We start from the raw sequence: 16,596 nt of genomic DNA, 5'->3' as shown, positions 1-16,596 counted from the left end.
AAAAAAAAAAAAAAAGGGGGGGGGAAAAAAAAAAATTTTTCCCCCCCAGCCACTTTTTGTTTTCCGAATATTACAGTGCAGTTACGGAAAATAATAGGCTAGCTTCGCGTCGTAAGCGTGCTCTTAGCGTTTAGCGCAGCATAGCAAGTCTATTTGACTACGAACGAAGGCCAACGCCTTTAGCGTCACCCTCCGTTCTAGGCTAGCCGTACAGAGCGTCGAGCAGCTTATTTCCGTTCTGAACTAATCTTAGGTTGTTTGTTTACTTCTCGTCTTGGGAGGCGCTGAGTTTGACGCCACGATGGTCAACGCTGGTGCTGAAGACAATCTGGGTGCTGGTTTTACCGAAACGCTGCTGGATGGTATTGATGAAGTCGTCGAGATTGGTGGTCGATGGGAAGATTACCTCCATGATCTCGGAGTAGTCACCGGTGACGCAGTTGCACTCGATGACGTTAGGAATACTCTGGATGTAAGGGTAGAACTCCTGCTTCTGGCGGGGCTCCAATTGGACCTGAATGAAGGCCTTGACATGGAAGCCGATCTTCTCCATGTTGATGCTGGAATGGTAGCCAGTGATGATGCCGGCCTTCTCCAACTTCGTGATCCGTGCCGCAATCGCGGGGGAGGAGATGAAGCAGGCCTTAGAGAGCTCCTTGAGCGAGGCCCGGGCGTTGGTCTGCAGCAGGTTAACAATTTTCCGATCGATTTTATCCATAAGTAGCCTCGCTTCCCAAAATTATAAAATGTTCATTTTTTAATCATTACTTAATGTACTCCCAAATTGTAGGGGATTTCATTGGAAAAGTCAATTCCCCCGGACGGTTGTAAATCGGTGAAGTTGTTGGCTTTTCGGTGGCAATGTACATCGTGAAAACAAGAAAAATTGTCGGAACTGGCAAGCAATATTACGTGGCGGCCGCAAATAATGTTACAATATATACAAAAGCTGTTTGAAGTGGAGGCAAAAAATTATGGATCAAGAATACCAAAACATTTTAGTACCAGTTGACGGCTCAAAGGAATCAGAGCTGGCCTTACACCGGGCAATCTTTGTTGCCAAGCGTAACGGTGCTCACATCGACATACTGAACGTCATCGACACCCGGGCAATGGCCTACAACTTTGCCGGAATGTCCGATGGCAGCATTGCCTACCAGCTGGTTGATAAATCCAAGGAATACCTGGATGGCCTGCTGAAGACTGCTAAGACTAAGGACGACTTTGACAATCTCGACATCCACATCCGTCTGGGGAACCCGAAGACGATCATCTCCTTCGACTTCCCACACGACCACCATAACGACATGATCATCATGGGTGCGAGTGGCCTTTCACGGATGCAGCGGGCGGTAATGGGTTCTGTTACCTCTTATGTAAAGCGGAATGCCCCGGTTGACGTCCTGGTTGTTCGGACCGACGTGGACCAAGTTAAGTAATCATCAGTAACACTAATAGTTAAGGTCGCCTGGCAGGTTCGTCAGGCGACCTTTTTACACGTAAAAAAACACCCGCAAGTATTATCCTTGCGAGTGTTTTTGATTTAATCGTGCTGATTACTTAGCGGCTTGGTCCTTTTTGGTAACCTTCAGGACATTGTCCGTGTGGGTAACCGTGGTCCCGGCCTGCTTCAGCATGTCGAAGTTGAATTCTTCGCTGTTCGTGACGGTAACGATGACGGTATCATCGAGACCCGCCTTCTTGATGGTTGGGTCCCAGAATTCCATCAGCTCAGCACCCTTTTCGACGTGTTGACCCTTGTCGAAGTAGGTGACAAAGCCCGTCCCGTGCAGTTTGACAGTGTCAATCCCGATGTGGATCAGGAGGGCAACACCGCTGTCGGAAACCAACCCAACCGCGTGCCGGGTTGAGAAGGTTGCCCGAACCGTGCCGCTGAATGGTGCGTAGACCTTACCATCAGATGGCTTGATGGCGAAACCTTGGCCCATGCTGCCACTGGCGAAGGCGTTGTCCTTGACGTCCTTGAGGTCAACGAGGGTCCCGGCAACCGGTGCCGGAATTTCGGTAACACCTGGTTGTGGTTGAGCTGCTGGTTCTTCAGCAGCGGCGTCTTGACCACCTTTGTTGAATTGCTTACCCCAAGTTTGTTCCAGTTCGGCAACGATCTTGGCGTGTGAAGATTCATCCAACTTAACCTTGAGGGCGAAGATGATGATTCCGACAACGATCAGGGCAATTGGAATTAAGAACATGTAGATCTTGAAGATACTTACGCCGTGAGCAGTAACCGTAGCGGCGGTAGCACCACCGGTCATACCGGCAGCAACGGTAGCGGCACCAACAACACCGTTGGCAACGGCACCACCGAACTTATCGAGCAGTGGACGAACTGACAGGGTTAGTGATTCATCACGGTGATCCAGCTTCAATTGACCGTATTCAACAGAGTCGGTAATCGTCATCAGGACAACCAGGAAGATGATTGGTTGTGGAATGAAGAATAATTCGGCCCCGAGTAATACGAGTGCTAAGGACTTGCCAGCAAAGGCAAAGATCAGGGCACCAAGAACTTCGATAGAAGCGGCACCGTAGAAAAGCTTGTGACGACCAATCTTACCAGAGAAGAGTGGGAATGCGAAGACGGAGATCACACCGACAACCGTGTTCAGACCACCCAGGATGGAGAAGGCCTTAGAATCACCTAAGATGTAGGTGAAGTAGTAGAGCTCAAAACTGTTCAGCAGGGTCTGACCAGTTGTGAAGAACAGGTAGGACATCGCAATGGCCAGCAGTTGGTCATTCTTGACTAAGATCTTCAGGATGTCCTTGAACTTAGTTTCTTCCTTGTTTTCACGAAGGAGTGACTTCTGTTCGTGGGTGAACATCCCAACCCCGATCGCCGTGATGGCGGAAACGGCAGCGACAATGACGGCAAAGATGAACCAACCACGGTCGTCACCAGTACCACCGTTTTGCTTAACGGAGAAGAATAGGACCATTGGCATGATGACAAAACCGATGATCTGCCCACCGATGGTTGAACCAACACGGGCGAAGGTAGCGATCTTGTCACGTTCGTGCGAGTCAAAGGACATCGCTGGAACCATGGACCAGAAACCAACATCATTGAAGGAGTAGAATACATCCATAACGATATAAATAATAGCAAACAGAACCAGGTAAAGGATTGGGTTGCTCATGTTCAGACCACCCAGTGGCGTGAACAGTGCGGCAAGCAGGACGGCTGAAATAACACCACCGCCAACAACCCAAGGCTTGAATTTACCCCATTTGGTGTTGGTCCGGTCAATTGCGTTCCCGATCATTGGGTCGATGATCAATTCACCAATCCGCAGAATCAGGATGATCAGCGTAACGTAACCGACCATCTTGTTATCGAAGTGCTTGTCACCCGAATCGAACAGGTGACCAGTGACGTACATCATAAAGTAAGTAGAAAGTAATGCAAAGAAAGCATCATGACCAAAGGCCCCCAGCGAGTATGCCAGGCGCGAGCGGACAATATGCTGATCTTTCTTTGAACTATCCATATTGACTCCCCTTTTCTGCAACAGCTTTGATATAACTTACAACTGTTATGTTAAGCGCTTTCAATAAATATGTCAATGTTTTTTAGTAAAGTTTTACGAAAGATCACGGCTGGTAAGCCTGGGTTCATGCACAAATATACCGAAAGTGTCACGTGTCAATCTCGACAAGTAGTGCAAAAACAAGCGTCTGCTTGCCTCAGTAAAAGGGGCGAGTAAATATTTATACGAAAAAAGGAATCACCAATCACGGCGATTCCTTTTTCGGATAGTTAGTTTCAGTCTTATTGTTCTTTGTACCAGCTGTAGTGGTAGTTGCCAGGACGGTCAACCCGCTCGTAGGTGTGGGCACCGAAGTAGTCACGCTGGGCCTGTAGGAGGTTAGCAGGAACAACCTCTGCCCTGTAGGAGTCGTAGTAGCTGATGGCTGCGCTGAGGGCAGGGACTGGGATACCGGCCTTGACGGCGAGGGCAACCACGTCCCGGATGGCCTTTTGGTACTTCTTGGCGATATCCTTGAAGTAGTCATCCAGCAGGAGGTTCTTCAGATCAGGGTTCTTGTCGAAGGCACCGGTGATGTTTTGCAGGAACTGAGCCCGAATGATGCAGCCAGCCCGCCAAATCTGGGCCAGTTCACCCATCTTCAGGTTCCAGTCGTAGCGTTCGGAGTCGATCCGCATCTGTTCGAAGCCTTGAGCATAGGACATTACCTTGCCGAAGTAGAGGGCCTGACGAACCTTTTCGATCAGTTCCTTCTTGTCATCAATGGTGATGGACTCAGTAACTTCTGGCAGAACCTTGCTTGCGGCCACCCGTTCGTCCTTCATCATGGAGATGTAACGGGCGTAAACAGCTTCAGTGATCACGGATTGTGGTGCACCACCTTCAAGGGCGGTCTCAGAACTCCACTTACCAGTTCCCTTGTTGGCACCCCGGTCGAGAATCATGTCGACGATCGGCTTGTCCTTATCGTCGCCCAGGTCATCCTTGCGGGTCAGAATATCGGCAGTGATGTCAACTAGGTAGCTGGATAATTCACCCTTGTTCCATTCGGCGAAGGTCTTAGCAATGTCATCCACTGGCATCTTCAGGACGTTACGCATGATGTTGTAACTCTCGTCGATCAGCTCTTCGTCACCGTATTCGATCCCGTTGTGGACCATCTTGACGTAGTGACCGGCACCGTTAGGACCGATGTAGGCAACACATGGCTTGCCATCTTCCTCGGCCTTAGCAGCAATCTTGGTCAGGATTGGGGCAACCAGGTCATAGGCTTCCTTTTGACCACCCGGCATCAGGGCAGGACCGTGGAGGGCACCAAGCTCACCACCGGAAACACCCATGCCGATGAAGTTGATACCAGACTTGTCCAGCTTGGCATTCCGGGCCATGGTGTCGTGGAAGTTGGTGTTACCACCATCGATCAGGACGTCACCCTTGTCCAGCAGAGGGAGCAACTCATTAATCACTGCATCAGTTGGCTTGCCGGCCTTGACCATCAGCAGGATCCGCCGTGGCTTCTCCAGAGAGTCCACGAAGTCCTCGATTGTGTAGCTTGGGACAAGCTTCTTGTCGCTGTGGTCCTTCATCATCTCATCGGTCCGGTTGCGGTGCCGGTTGTAGACACCAACCGTGAAGCCCCGACTTTCAATGTTTAAGGCCAGGTTCTTACCCATGACGGCTAAACCAACAACACCAATTTGTGCTTTTTCATCAGACATTAAAGTCACTCTCCTCATAAAACTTGTATTTCATTTCACAATATCCATTATAACAAATAATTGCCGATCTGCAATCAATATAACATCGAAATTAAAAAGACTTTAAAACTTAGCGCTTTAAAGTCTTTTGGTTAATTATTAGTGGTTGAGCCGGTAAACCCACTTGCGGCCATCGCGGGCCAGCAGTTCGTCAGATGCAGCTGGGCCCATTGAGCCAGGCGTGTAGTTAGGGAATTGTGGCTTTTCGATGTCCCAGAGCTTGCGGATAACGTCAACGAACTTCCATGCGTAAGCAATTTCGGCCCATGATGCGAAGTTGGTGTGGTTACCTTCCAGTGCATCGTGGAAGAGACGCTCGTACGGTTCTGGGGCTTCTTTCTTGTCGGTGTCACTTTGCAGGTAGCTCAGGTTGACCGGCTGGGTGGTGAAGCCTTGGCCGGCGCGCTTAGCGTTCAGTTGCATAGCAAACCCAGACTTTGGTTCAACGAAGATGGTCAGTACGTTGGAGTTCAGGGACTGGTCGCTTTCGTTGCGTGGGTCGGCAAAGATGTCGATCAGTGGCTTCTTGAAGACAACGTCGATCCGGGTGAACTTGTCGGCTAACTTCTTACCAGTCCGAACATAGAATGGCACACCGGACCAGCGGTAGTTGTCAAACAAAAGCTTGGCAGCAACGAAGGTTTCCGTACCGGACTCTGGGTCAACCCCGTCAGCGTCGCGGTAAGCTTCCGTACCGTTGCCGGCGTCGTATTGGCCACGAACAAAGTTGGCAGCAGCTTCGGATGGGGTGTAGACCCGCAGGCTCCGCAGTGCCTTGATCTTTTCAACCCGCACATCGGTGTCGGTAAAGGAAACTGGTTGTTCCATGGCCAGTTGGGCAACGATCTGCATGATGTGGTTTTGTACCATGTCACGCAGGGCACCGGAATTATCGTAGTAACCAGCACGTTCTTCGACACCCAGCTTTTCACTCAGCGTTACCTGGATGTTGTCAATGTAACGATTGTTCCACAGGGATTCGATGATCGTGTTACCGAAACGCAGAGCCTGGATGTTTTGAACCATTTCCTTACCCAGGTAGTGGTCGATCCGGAAGATCTGGTCTTCATCGAAGGTCTTGGACAGTTCATCGTTCAGCTTCTTGGCGGAGTCGAAGTCACGACCGAATGGCTTTTCGATAACCAGGCGGTTGAAGCCGTCATCGGAGAGCAGGCCTTGCTTCTTCAGGTTCAGAGCAATGGTACCGAAGAATTGTGGGGCCATTGACATGTAGAAGAGGCGGTTACCATCAGTGCCAAATTGCTTGTCTAATTCAGCAATCCGGTCCTTTAAGATGGTGTAGTGTTCAGGCTTTGTAACGTCATGAGCCTTGTAGAAGAAATGCTTGGCAAAGTCAGCCGCTTCGCCCGTGCGCGTTTCTTCAATGTCCTTGATTGAGTTTTGAACCAACTTTTGGAACTCGTCGTCGCTCATCTCGTGGCGAGAGGTACCGAGCAGAGCAAAGTGATCAGCCAGGTAGCCCTTTTGGTAGAGCTTGAAGAGGGCAGTGTACAGCTTCCGCTTAGCCAGGTCACCGGTTGCCCCGAATAATGTAATGACAGCTTTATTTTCTGTAGCCAAAAAAGTTCACTCCTTCTGAGATTTCAGAAATTCTATAACGCACCAATTGTACACTGTTTGCGGCTTTTCTGCACTAAAAAAGGAACCGTTTTCTCACTCGTGACGAATTTATCATAAATGGAATAGCGGGACAAAAGGGCGCCGTGATGACCTTTTGTCAAGCGGTTATCATTTAATGGTCTAGAGCAAATTTTCTTGGAAATTTATGAAGTTGGCTGCATATATTGGAAGAAATTACCAATCCTCTTGCGAACATATCGGATATGGAATATTATCATAATTGAATATATCAAATATGGAATATTTGAGGTGAAACCATGAACACAACATTGATCTTCATTACCTTCCTAGCCGTCAACCTGGACTTCTTCTTCATCCTGCTCTTTTTATTGGAACGCTACCGAACCCGGGATGTGATGGTGGGCTACCTGCTGGGAATTGCCATCCTATTAGTTGCTAGCTTCTGTGTCGGTAAGGCACTAGCCCTCCTTTTACCGGAGTGGGTACTAGAGATCCTTGGGTTCCTGCCGATCTGCATGGCCCTGCACGATAATGACGAGGAGCCAGGTCAGGACTCGCACCATAGCCCGGTGGTGGCAACACTGGTCACCTACCTGGCCGTGTGCTCGGGCTGCAACCTGTCGATTTTCTTGCCGGTCTTGACGGGAGAGAACTACCGGGAGTTTGCCTTGACGGTGGCCTTCGTTCTCTTCCTGGCGGCGATGGCGGTTGTTCTGATTAAGCGCTTCGGGGCCTTGACGGTGGTCAAGCGGCTCCTAAACCGCTACGGTGAGGTTTTGATGAAGACGGTCTACATCGGGGTGGGCCTGTACGTCTTCTACGACAGCGGCCTGCTCGTTCACATAATCAATCTGGTATAATGTTCCCTAAAAAGGGAGGCGTGTTGTGGTGCTACCGGCAGATAACCTGATTGAGGAAGCAACAAAAATATACAAGGTGCTGAGCAATAGTACCCGGATCACGATCCTGTACTACTTGCGTCACCAATCGGGGGCGGTGGATGTCTCCACGATCGTCAGTGACCTGGGACTCGCCCAGCCGGTCGTTTCCAAGCAGTTGGGGATTCTTTACCGTTACCAGCTGGTCTGCAAGCACAAGCAGGGGACCCGGGTCTACTACCTCCTTGATGATCCGCACGTGGTGGAGATGATTGATGACATGCTCAACCACGTCAGACACGAGATCAAGGGGGAACCACACCCCAAGAATTTGTACGATAAAAAATAAGCACCGGTGAAAGTTTGCACCGATGCTTTTTTATTAAATGTATTGCTTGCGCTCAGCCAATACACCGCAGACCGTAAAGAAGATCGCGGCGATGGCGATGACGACCAGGCTGGCGAACCAGTTGTGGGTCTGGGCGTTGAGGTTACCGACGATAATCGGCCCCAAGGCAGAGATCAGGTAACCGACCGACTGGACCATCCCTGACAGGTTCCGGGTGTCGGCCGCGTTCTTGGTCTTGAGCCCAAACAGGGTCATGGCCAGAACGAAGGTTGTTGTGGTTCCCATCCCCAAGAGCAGGGCAACCACACAGTAGTAAGCAAATGAGCTGACCGGGAAGAACATCATGACGGTTCCCGCCAGCGACGAAATCCCGGCGAAGAGCATGATCGGCTGCCGGTTGGCCATCTTGGTGGCGATGATTGGCACCAGGAAGGCAAATGGAATCGAGAAGAGCTGGAGCAGGCCGGCGATCAGACTGGCCTGGTCACTGGAGAGGCCGGCGTCCATGGCGATGGACGGCAGCCAGGCGACGATACTGTAGAAGACAAAGCACTGGCCCCCGAAGAAGAGGAGAAGCCACCATGCATTCATGTTCTTCCACATGTTGGTCCCCTTAGCTGGCTCTTCCTCGCTGGTGGTTGCCCGCTCGTTGTACTTGAGGTTAGGTAACCAGACGACGGCGGCCACCAGGGCGATTACGCTGATGATGGTGACGGCGGTCTGCCAGCTGCTCTGGTGGGTGATTGGGGTGATGGCGTAGGCCCCGATGGCCGCAAACAGGGTCATCGCGGTGTTGTACATCCCGGTCACGCTCCCGATCCGATCGGGATACTTGTCGGCGATGATGGCCGGCAGGAGGACGTTGATACAGGTGATGGCAATTCCGACCATCACGGTCCCGATCATCAGGGAGGCGAAGTTAAGGATCCGCAGGTAGGAACCGATGAACATAATCACCATTGCCACCTCGATGGTCAGCTCGTTGCCAAAGCGCTGGGCGGTGCTGGAGACAACCGCCGATAAGAGGCCGAAGCAGAGCAGGGGAATGGTGGTCAAAATGCCCAGACTGGTGGGTGCCACTGTAAAGGTGTGGGCGATTTCCTTGACGACTGATGGAATGGCGGTAATCGGCATACGCATGCAGACCCCGAGGAGGAGGAGCCCAACGATCAAGAGTGGACTATGTTTTTTTACTGCTTTCACGTTATTCTTCCTTTCTATATAGGTGTAGGTAAAACATTAAACTAATTAAGCCATACCATTATAGCATAAAGCATTTTCATCTATGATTAAATAACAATGAGAGCACAACAAACCATTCGGCGATAATTTGACGAGAACCCGTTTGAACCATATAATCAACGATGAAGATTGTTACGGAGGAAAATCATGACGGCAAAAATATACCCGTACTTAACGTTCGAGAATGCCAAGGAGGCCATGGACTACTATGCCCAGGCATTTGGCGCGGTGATCACATACCACCAATCGTTTAACAAGGAGCAGGCGGAGAATCTCAGCATGGCAACGGACGAATCGAGTCTCCAGCAGACGACCCTGCGGGGGGAATTCACGATTGCTGGGCAGAAGGTTATATGCGCGGACGCCACAATGGGGACTCCCCAGTCCTCAGCCCGGGTTTCGCTCATGCTGGACTTCGATGACGCCGGTGCGGCCCAGCAGCTCTTTGACCGCCTGGCTGGATCGGACGACCAGCGGGTAACGGTGCCGTTTGGTAATTGGATGTTTGACAGCCAGATGGGTCAGGTCGTTGATAAGTATGGAGTTACCTGGTTGATTACCGCAGCCGCTGATGCGCCGCAGGAATAAAAGCAAAGCCTCTCTGGCAACCAAGTCTTGGTTGCCAGAGAGGCTTTTAATGTTTGCTAGGCATTTACGCTGGCCCAGCGCTGACAGAGGGTGGCGTAGATGTGTTCAGCATCACGTGCAGTACCGCGTAGCTCGTAATCAGCAATAAATGGGGCGTTGAATTGCTTGGCATACTTGCGAGCGGTCAAACAGTACTGCTCATTAAAGTTTCGGTTACCAGAGCCGACCACCCCGATGCATTTTCTAGCACTATTACCGTCTGCGATGTACTCACCCAGGGCATTGGTCATAATCTCAGTAAAGCCGGAGTCGATGCCGTTGCCTCCGGTTAGGTAGGTAGGTACGAAGACGAAGAAGGGGGCCTTTTCCTCTTCCGGGATTGTCTGGTCAGTGATTTCCTTGGCGTTGATGAGTGGCTTATCGCTGTCGAAGGCGTGCTGCTGTTCGGCAAACGCACTGAGGCGCTTGATAAATGCGCGCGTGTTCCCTTCGATTGAAATGTAGATGATGTTGATTGGGGCCATATAGTCATACTTCCTTCTAAAGATGCTTGGGTTTAAATTCCCATTAATTATACTACATTTATGCGACTCGAAGTTTATCAGTCGTGTTACGATTGGGCAATATTCGTTATCACGTGTTATATCGGACGGATTTGTAAAGATTTCCCCGCTAGCTGGCATAAAATGCTAAAATTATAGGTAAGTAATGAGAAGATAAGGGGGAGCAGAAAGTTGAGTAGAATTAGCTTAAGCAATCTGATGTTTGAAGCTAAGTCTGGTGATCAACTTGAGGACGTTTCAATGGAGCTGGTATCGCCACAGATGGTTGCAATCTGTAGCAATGATGACGGGACGACCTCCTCACTGGAACAGCTGGTCACGGGTGCCGGCAAGGTCTTGGATGGGAAGGTCAGCGTCGATGGTCGGGACTTGAAATACCTTCGCCGTCACCACGACGAGTTAATTGCCAACCTGGCAGAGACTGACCTCCGGGGGCGGACGGTCGAGAAGGCAATAAAAAAGGCCTGCCGTCATCAGGATGGGGCCCTGAGTGTGGATGCCACCCTTAGGATGCTGCAACCGTTGGGCCTCCAGCCTGACACTAAGCTGGCCGCCCTCAATGATCGGCAGCAACAGGAGCTGAAGATCATCATCCTGCTGGCCCTGCGCCGGCCCGTTGTCGTCTTGGGTCGGGGCCTCGACCAGTTGGAGGAGCAGGCCCGGCTGACGATGGGGCAGCTACTCAAGGACTACGCCCAAAAGACCAATTCCCTGGTCCTCTTCACCAGTGAGAACGTCTCGACGATGATGCGTTTTGCCGATGTGATCTATTACTTCAACGGCAGCCACCTGACCTCTGTCCGGGCGCTACGCCTGGGCGATGGGGTCGACTGCACGGTCACCGTCACGGGTACGGGGCTGCCAGTGGAGATGGCGGTCCGGATGGGAGCCCACATGTTGGAGGAGGCCCCGAACGAGACCCGCTTTCTCTACACGGGCAATATTCAGGCCCTTCTGCCGCTTCTTGAGCAGAGCACGATTACCGATGTCCGGATCGAAGACGCCTCGGTTGAGGATGAACTGATGGCATACTAGAAAGGATCAATTAATGACACGAATTGTGGTAATCAGTCGTCGACACGATAAGCTAGCCCGACTGATCATGGAAAACTCGTATGCGGCCGTGGCGGCCAATAGCTTTGATGTCGACCTGGAGGTGGGGGATGTTCTCTGCTGGCTTCCCCAGGCCAATGACCCGGTCGATGACGCGGTTCAGCAGCTGGCAGCCCTCGTCGATCGTTCCCTCTTCCCGCCACGCAAGATCGTGATGCTTTCGATTGCCGGGACCGCTGATGATGCCAATGAAGACCAGCTGAAGCACTGGTACGGCAGACACGCGATGCAGGCGGTTTGGACCCACCAATATGCGATCAAGATGATTGACGAGTTGGAGCTCCCCTACGTGGTGGTCCGGGCCCTGCCGTTGGGGGACGGCATGCCAAACGTTAAGATTGTGGACGAGGGGCAGCCACTGGCCGGTGAGAGCGTAAATGAAGAACAACTGGCCCAGGTTCTGCAGACGGCCTTGACAACCAGTAAGTTTGATAACCAGTCGATTGGCGTCATGCCAAGCAAGTGAAATGAGGTAAGGACAATGAAAAAATTAACGGACTACCAACACTGGCAAGAGACAGTTCAGCACGTTCGCCTGCCACGGTGGAAGGAGTTGCCGACCCTGGGTTTGTATGTGGACCAGGTCGTGACGGTTGTCAACGAGCAATTGGCTAGCTTCGACGTTGAGCCCCTGACTAAGGCGATGGTTAACAACTATGTCAAGAAGAAGGTCATCCAGGCACCCATCAAGAAGAAGTACGCCGTCAACCAGCTGGTCGATCTGCTGCTGATCGGTTTCTTCAAGGTTAGCTTCAACATTGATGACATCCGCGCTGGGATCGCCCAGTTGACGATCACCACCTACCCCCAGCTGGCTTATGACCACTTTGCCACCGTTCTGGAGTCGATTTTGACCAGTCAGCCAATTGACGATGATGTAGAAATGGATCCCGCAAACCAGGAACTGATGGAGTCAGCAATCAAGGCGGTACTAGCCCACCTTAAGGCCGAACATATTTTTGGTGACATGCGCCGCAAGCAGCAGCCGTTGAAGGTCGAGAAGGGATAACGAAGTGAGCGCCCACACCGGACGCTCTTTTAATTTATTCTTGATTTTTGTTGCATTTGCAACAAAGAATGCTATCATAGTGGACAAGGAGATTTTTACCATGATCGATATATTACGAGAAGTCGGGATGATTGAACGCGCATTGGATTCAATGTCGAATATTGAATTTAAGCAGATCGGGCTGGCGCGTGGACAGTACCTCTACGTCGTCCGAATCTATGAGCACCCGGGCATCATTTCCGAGCAACTATCGAACTTGATAAAGGTCGATCGGACCACGATCGCCCGCGCTGTCAAGAAGCTCGAGGATAAGGGCTTTATTAAGCGCCGCAGTGACCCGCAAAACAAGAAGATCAAGCGCTTGTTTGTCACCGAAAAGGGTAAGAAAATCTACCCCTTCATCATTCGGGAGAACCAGCACTCTAATGCGGTGGCGCTTCGTGGTTTCACTGATGAGGAAGCTCAGCAGGTCCATGATTACCTGGTCCGAATCCGTCACAACATCGATGGTGATTGGGACCTAGTCAAGCATGGCGGTAAACGAGAATATTAAGGAGGCTTTCCAAATGGAAAAAGTTGTTGTTGACCAAAGCTTCTGGGACCTCTTCCCAGACGCCCAGGTAAATATTTTGTACGCTAACGGGATCGATAACCATGATATGGACAAAAACGTTGCCGAACGGCGCAAGATGCTCGCCAACGCGGTCAAGGAGGCGGACAAGTTCCTGACAAACGAGACCTTCCGGCTGAACCCGGTAATTGACCAATGGCGGAAGGCTTACCAGCAGTTTAAGAAGAAGAAGGGTGCCCGGGCATCCATCGAAGCCCTGCTGAAGCGGGCTAACCAGGGGCGGACCTTTGACCCGATTGACCCGATGGTGGATGTCTACAATAGCATTTCCATGACCTATGGGGTACCGGTCGGCATGGAAGACCGGGACAAGATCAAGGGTGCCATGCACCTTGGCCAGGTCGACGGCGGTCAGGCCTTCCGTCCGGTTGGTGCCGATGATGACGAGCCAACCCTGCCCGGCGAGGTTTGCTACTACGACGAAGAAGGGGCTGTCTGCCGCTGCCTGAACTGGCGTGATGCCCAGCGGACAATGCTGACGGAGGACTCCCAGAACGTGGTGGCAGTCATCGAATCCGTCAACGCCGAACAGGCCGAACGGGCCAACGAGGCGATGGAGGAACTGAGCAAGTTGATCAACAAGTACTTCGGTGTTGAGACGACCAATGTCTACCACCTGACCAAGGACAACCCGGTTGCCGAAGTGCCAGCTGACATGCAATAAGGCACGAATCTGAAGGGCGGGTGGCATTATGCGTAAGGACATCATCACGGACCACGCCAAGCTTTCCTGGATTCTTGACCAGTGTCAGATCCTACACCTGGGTCTGACTAACCAGCGCGGCACCTATGTCGTCCCGGTCCACTATGGCTACCAGGAAGGGCCGGATGGCCACTATACTATCTTCATTTACGGCACCGGGGATGGTGAGAAGGCGGCTGCCCTCGACCACGCGACTTTGATCGGCTTCGAGGCCGACCATGGTCACGAAAACCTGATCTATACCCCACCCCGGCCCAGCGATTTCAGCCCATCCTTCATGAGCGTGATCGGGACCGGGACACCGCGGCGGTTGACCAATCCCCAAGAAAAACTGACCGCGGTGCGGACGCTGATCCACCACTACGTCAACACGATCCCAGTGGCGATTGCGGCGGACGACGTCAAAAACCTTGCTGTCTGGTCCATTACGGTGACGCACATCACCGGCCGGGTGCACAACCCGACAGCAAAATGGGCGCACGCCCTGGGTATTCCCTTCAAGGAACGCTATGGCAAACACTACCAGGATGGGGCCGTGATAAAAGATGATTCCGATCACCTGGCTGTTGACGATCAAGATGTGCTGGATGCCGCGACCGGCGCTTCCCAAAAGGAATAGGGCCATGACAAAAGGCCACGCAGCGATGCGTGGCCTTTTTTGTTGTGCCATCAATTATTAACATTTGCGTGTCGGCGCTGGACATCCTCGGTGACCAGCTTGTAGATTGCGGCAAACAGCGGCACCGTCAGCATCATCCCCAGGATCCCGGAGATGCCCCCACCAACGATAACGGCTGCGAAGACCCAGACGCTGGGAAGGCCAATGCTCTTGCCGACGACCAGCGGGTAGGTGATCCGGTTGTCGAACTGCTGGAGGACGATGATGAAGATCAAAAAGATCAAGGACTTGATCGGGGAGACGGCGAAGATCAGGACGACCCCGATGCTGGCCCCCAGGATCGCGCCGATGATCGGGATCAGGGCGCCGAAGAAGGTGACGACCCCGATCATGGAGGCGTATGGCATCCCCAGGAGTTTCATGCCGATGAAGCAGGCAATCCCCAGGAGGGCGGCATCCTTGCACTGACCGACGATGTAGTTACTGTAGCTCTCGTCGAAGGTCCGGATGACGTGCATCACCGGCCGCTTGATCTTGCTGCAATAAGTATCCATCACCCGGTTGAACTGGCGGGCAAGCATCTCCTTGTAGATCAGCAGGTATATTGAGAAGAAAAAGGCCACCACCGCAGTCGTGGTTGCGGAGACGATCGAGCTAGCCGTGGACATGACGGTCTTCATGGTTCCGCCGAAGCCATAGCCGACATACTTGCCAATCTTGTCCCAGTCGAGGTGCTTGGGGTCGAAACTCTTCCAGAAGTCCTTGAGGCTACTGTTCTCCTGGACGGTGCTGATGAAGCGGTTGATGACCCGGCCGTGGTTGGTGATCAACAGGCGGACACAGCTGACGATTTCAGGAATCACCAGCCGGATGACCAGGGCGACAATGATGATGATCGACAGGTAGGACAAGACGATGCCAACCACCCGCTTGAAACGCTGGGCCCGGGGACCGGGCAGTAGGCGCTGGTAGAGGTGCTCGTATTGACGGAGGAGGAGGTTGACGATGTATGCGACCACGCAGCCGATCAGTAGTGGCATGGCCGCCCTCAAGATCGTCTTCAGAAACTTAGCGACGACGCCCCAGTAGGTGACCGCCAGGAAGAGGAGGAAGAACGCCAAGACTAGAGAGAGGTGGCGGCGGTGAATATGAATCTTCATGTTAGCCCTCCTTCAGTTGCCGGTAGATGTCTAGCAGGTATTCATGGCTGGCCAGCTGTTCCTTACAATTCGCCTGGTCGTGCAGGTTAATCTCGTAGATGCTGGTGGCTGCTGGATTGAGCAATGGCAGAACCGGTGCCCAGTCGATCTTGCCCTTGCCTAGCTGCAAGCTGTCGTGGGTCTGACCCATCGTGTCAACCAGGTGGTAGTGGACGACGGCCGGGGCTAGGTGACGTAGGGAGCGTTGGAGGCCGGTGTTATCACCGTGCAATTCGATGAAACAGTGGGAGGTGTCGAAGGCCAGCCGGTAGTGGTGGGCCAGAATTTCATCCTCCTGGTCGGGGTGGCCATAGGCAAAGACGGGGGCAATCGAGTTTTCAAACATGATCTGGTCCCCACCCTCGTCAGCGAAGCGGTCCAGACGATGGTAGACGGCCTGACGAGCATCCTCGACACTCGGGTAGAGGTTGACCATGTGCTCAACCTCGGGACCGGAGTAGCCACCATGGACCAGGACTCGGACGTTGAGGTCGTGACCCAGTCGGATCAGCTGCTCGGTGGTCGTTTCGATGAAGCGGTAGAGGTCCGGGTAATACCGTTCCGGAGCCACAACGTCGGAGTGGTGGTTGCCAAACTTCATCGGGTGGTGGAGGATGATCCGGTGGATGCCCTGGGATTGGACATACTGGATGGCATCATAGAGGTGCCGGTAACCATCGGGGGTGAAGTCACTGGCGGCGGTAAAAAATTCGTAGACACTGGGATGGTGCTGCAGGCGGTCGTCAATCTGAACGCGGGTACTGCTTCCCTTGAGGCCGAGAATGGGCTTGAACATTGATAGGACTCCTTCGTTAAAAGTTGCTTACCTCA

At 52.3% G+C, this 16,596-nt stretch carries 18 protein-coding genes; 10 read left to right on the top strand and 8 right to left on the bottom strand.

The features are described from left to right. Nucleotides 1-262: 262 nt before the first annotated feature. A complete protein-coding gene (locus FD34_RS04755; RefSeq protein ID WP_057807277.1) occupies nt 263-718 on the bottom strand; it encodes an Lrp/AsnC family transcriptional regulator in 456 nt (151 codons plus the stop codon). A 256-nt stretch (nt 719-974) separates the two neighbouring features. Between FD34_RS04755 and FD34_RS04750 the strand changes: the two genes are divergently transcribed. Next, nucleotides 975-1,439, top strand: coding sequence for a universal stress protein (locus tag FD34_RS04750; protein ID WP_057807275.1), 465 nt, complete (start codon nt 975-977; stop codon nt 1,437-1,439). Nucleotides 1,440-1,556: 117 nt separating this feature from the next. Here the strand turns inward: FD34_RS04750 and FD34_RS04745 are convergent, their stop codons facing one another. From FD34_RS04745 to zwf, 3 genes are all read right to left on the bottom strand, one after another. After that, nucleotides 1,557-3,512 carry a sugar MFS transporter gene (locus FD34_RS04745; RefSeq protein ID WP_057807272.1) on the bottom strand — a complete coding sequence of 652 codons (1,956 nt, stop codon included), beginning with the start codon at nt 3,510-3,512 and terminating at the stop codon, nt 1,557-1,559. Nucleotides 3,513-3,793: 281 nt separating this feature from the next. Beyond that, nucleotides 3,794-5,230: an NADP-dependent phosphogluconate dehydrogenase gene (gene gndA / locus FD34_RS04740; protein WP_057807271.1), complete on the bottom strand. Its 1,437-nt coding sequence runs from the start codon at nt 5,228-5,230 to the stop codon at nt 3,794-3,796. 138 nt (nt 5,231-5,368) lie between these two features. Continuing rightward, nucleotides 5,369-6,850, bottom strand: a complete 1,482-nt coding sequence (gene zwf, locus FD34_RS04735) for a glucose-6-phosphate dehydrogenase (RefSeq protein ID WP_057807269.1) — start codon at nt 6,848-6,850, stop codon at nt 5,369-5,371. Nucleotides 6,851-7,167: 317 nt separating this feature from the next. Between zwf and FD34_RS04730 the strand changes: the two genes are divergently transcribed. Then, a complete protein-coding gene (locus FD34_RS04730; protein WP_057807268.1) occupies nt 7,168-7,731 on the top strand; it encodes a cadmium resistance transporter in 564 nt (187 codons plus the stop codon). Between the two features lie 28 nt (nt 7,732-7,759). Then, on the top strand, nt 7,760-8,098 hold the full coding sequence (locus FD34_RS04725; RefSeq protein ID WP_057807266.1) for an ArsR/SmtB family transcription factor: 339 nt from the start codon (nt 7,760-7,762) through the stop codon (nt 8,096-8,098). A gap of 33 nt (nt 8,099-8,131) precedes the next feature. Here FD34_RS04725 and FD34_RS04720 read toward each other — a convergent pair whose 3' ends face one another. Beyond that, complete coding sequence (locus FD34_RS04720; protein WP_057807264.1) at nt 8,132-9,301, bottom strand: CynX/NimT family MFS transporter; 1,170 nt, start codon at nt 9,299-9,301, stop codon at nt 8,132-8,134. A 186-nt stretch (nt 9,302-9,487) separates the two neighbouring features. Here FD34_RS04720 and FD34_RS04715 point away from each other — a divergent pair, with 186 nt between their 5' ends. After that, nucleotides 9,488-9,928 carry a VOC family protein gene (locus tag FD34_RS04715; protein WP_057807262.1) on the top strand — a complete coding sequence of 147 codons (441 nt, stop codon included), beginning with the start codon at nt 9,488-9,490 and terminating at the stop codon, nt 9,926-9,928. Nucleotides 9,929-9,984: 56 nt separating this feature from the next. On the opposite strand, the gene nrdI is transcribed toward FD34_RS04715, so the two are convergent. Next, nucleotides 9,985-10,452, bottom strand: a complete 468-nt coding sequence (nrdI, locus tag FD34_RS04710; RefSeq protein WP_057807260.1) for a class Ib ribonucleoside-diphosphate reductase assembly flavoprotein NrdI — start codon at nt 10,450-10,452, stop codon at nt 9,985-9,987. 210 nt (nt 10,453-10,662) lie between these two features. On the opposite strand from nrdI, the gene FD34_RS04705 reads away from it, so the two are divergent. The 6 genes from FD34_RS04705 (at nt 10,663) to FD34_RS08420 (ending at nt 14,566) form a co-directional block, all read left to right on the top strand. Then, complete coding sequence (locus tag FD34_RS04705; protein ID WP_057807259.1) at nt 10,663-11,526, top strand: hypothetical protein; 864 nt, start codon at nt 10,663-10,665, stop codon at nt 11,524-11,526. A 13-nt stretch (nt 11,527-11,539) separates the two neighbouring features. Continuing rightward, a complete protein-coding gene (locus FD34_RS04700) occupies nt 11,540-12,070 on the top strand; it encodes an NAD(P)H-binding protein (protein ID WP_057807256.1) in 531 nt (176 codons plus the stop codon). Between the two features lie 15 nt (nt 12,071-12,085). After that, nucleotides 12,086-12,613, top strand: a complete 528-nt coding sequence (locus FD34_RS04695) for a DUF1836 domain-containing protein (protein WP_057807254.1) — start codon at nt 12,086-12,088, stop codon at nt 12,611-12,613. Nucleotides 12,614-12,713: 100 nt separating this feature from the next. After that, entirely contained in the window at nt 12,714-13,166 is a 453-nt protein-coding gene (locus tag FD34_RS04690) for a MarR family winged helix-turn-helix transcriptional regulator (RefSeq protein ID WP_057807252.1), read from the top strand. A 13-nt stretch (nt 13,167-13,179) separates the two neighbouring features. Beyond that, nucleotides 13,180-13,908 (top strand): B3/B4 domain-containing protein, encoded by a 729-nt coding sequence (locus FD34_RS04685; protein WP_057807250.1) that lies wholly within the window; start codon nt 13,180-13,182, stop codon nt 13,906-13,908. Between the two features lie 28 nt (nt 13,909-13,936). Next, entirely contained in the window at nt 13,937-14,566 is a 630-nt protein-coding gene (locus FD34_RS08420; protein ID WP_083479867.1) for a pyridoxamine 5'-phosphate oxidase family protein, read from the top strand. A gap of 50 nt (nt 14,567-14,616) precedes the next feature. Here the strand turns inward: FD34_RS08420 and FD34_RS04675 are convergent, their stop codons facing one another. Both FD34_RS04675 and FD34_RS04670 read right to left on the bottom strand, forming a co-directional pair. Beyond that, nucleotides 14,617-15,726, bottom strand: coding sequence for an AI-2E family transporter (locus tag FD34_RS04675; protein ID WP_057807248.1), 1,110 nt, complete (start codon nt 15,724-15,726; stop codon nt 14,617-14,619). 1 nt (nt 15,727) lies between these two features. Then, nucleotides 15,728-16,561, bottom strand: coding sequence for a TIM barrel protein (locus FD34_RS04670; protein WP_057807246.1), 834 nt, complete (start codon nt 16,559-16,561; stop codon nt 15,728-15,730). Nucleotides 16,562-16,596 lie beyond the last annotated feature (35 nt).

This window comes from Limosilactobacillus pontis DSM 8475, assembly GCF_001435345.1.
Lineage (GTDB): Bacteria > Bacillota > Bacilli > Lactobacillales > Lactobacillaceae > Limosilactobacillus > Limosilactobacillus pontis.
The sequence above is the reverse complement of the archived record's forward strand: the minus strand, read 5'-3'. Positions and strand labels throughout refer to the sequence as shown.

Coding starts and splice junctions, on each gene's coding strand:
- FD34_RS04755 (WP_057807277.1), bottom strand. CDS start 718: ATGGATAAAATCGATCGGAAAATTGTTAACCTGCTGCAGACCAACGCC.
- FD34_RS04750 (WP_057807275.1), top strand. CDS start 975: ATGGATCAAGAATACCAAAACATTTTAGTACCAGTTGACGGCTCAAAG.
- FD34_RS04745 (WP_057807272.1), bottom strand. CDS start 3,512: ATGGATAGTTCAAAGAAAGATCAGCATATTGTCCGCTCGCGCCTGGCA.
- gndA (WP_057807271.1), bottom strand. CDS start 5,230: ATGTCTGATGAAAAAGCACAAATTGGTGTTGTTGGTTTAGCCGTCATG.
- FD34_RS04730 (WP_057807268.1), top strand. CDS start 7,168: ATGAACACAACATTGATCTTCATTACCTTCCTAGCCGTCAACCTGGAC.
- FD34_RS04715 (WP_057807262.1), top strand. CDS start 9,488: ATGACGGCAAAAATATACCCGTACTTAACGTTCGAGAATGCCAAGGAG.
- nrdI (WP_057807260.1), bottom strand. CDS start 10,452: ATGGCCCCAATCAACATCATCTACATTTCAATCGAAGGGAACACGCGC.
- FD34_RS04700 (WP_057807256.1), top strand. CDS start 11,540: ATGACACGAATTGTGGTAATCAGTCGTCGACACGATAAGCTAGCCCGA.
- FD34_RS04695 (WP_057807254.1), top strand. CDS start 12,086: ATGAAAAAATTAACGGACTACCAACACTGGCAAGAGACAGTTCAGCAC.
- FD34_RS04690 (WP_057807252.1), top strand. CDS start 12,714: ATGATCGATATATTACGAGAAGTCGGGATGATTGAACGCGCATTGGAT.
- FD34_RS04685 (WP_057807250.1), top strand. CDS start 13,180: ATGGAAAAAGTTGTTGTTGACCAAAGCTTCTGGGACCTCTTCCCAGAC.
- FD34_RS08420 (WP_083479867.1), top strand. CDS start 13,937: ATGCGTAAGGACATCATCACGGACCACGCCAAGCTTTCCTGGATTCTT.
- FD34_RS04675 (WP_057807248.1), bottom strand. CDS start 15,726: ATGAAGATTCATATTCACCGCCGCCACCTCTCTCTAGTCTTGGCGTTC.
- FD34_RS04670 (WP_057807246.1), bottom strand. CDS start 16,561: ATGTTCAAGCCCATTCTCGGCCTCAAGGGAAGCAGTACCCGCGTTCAG.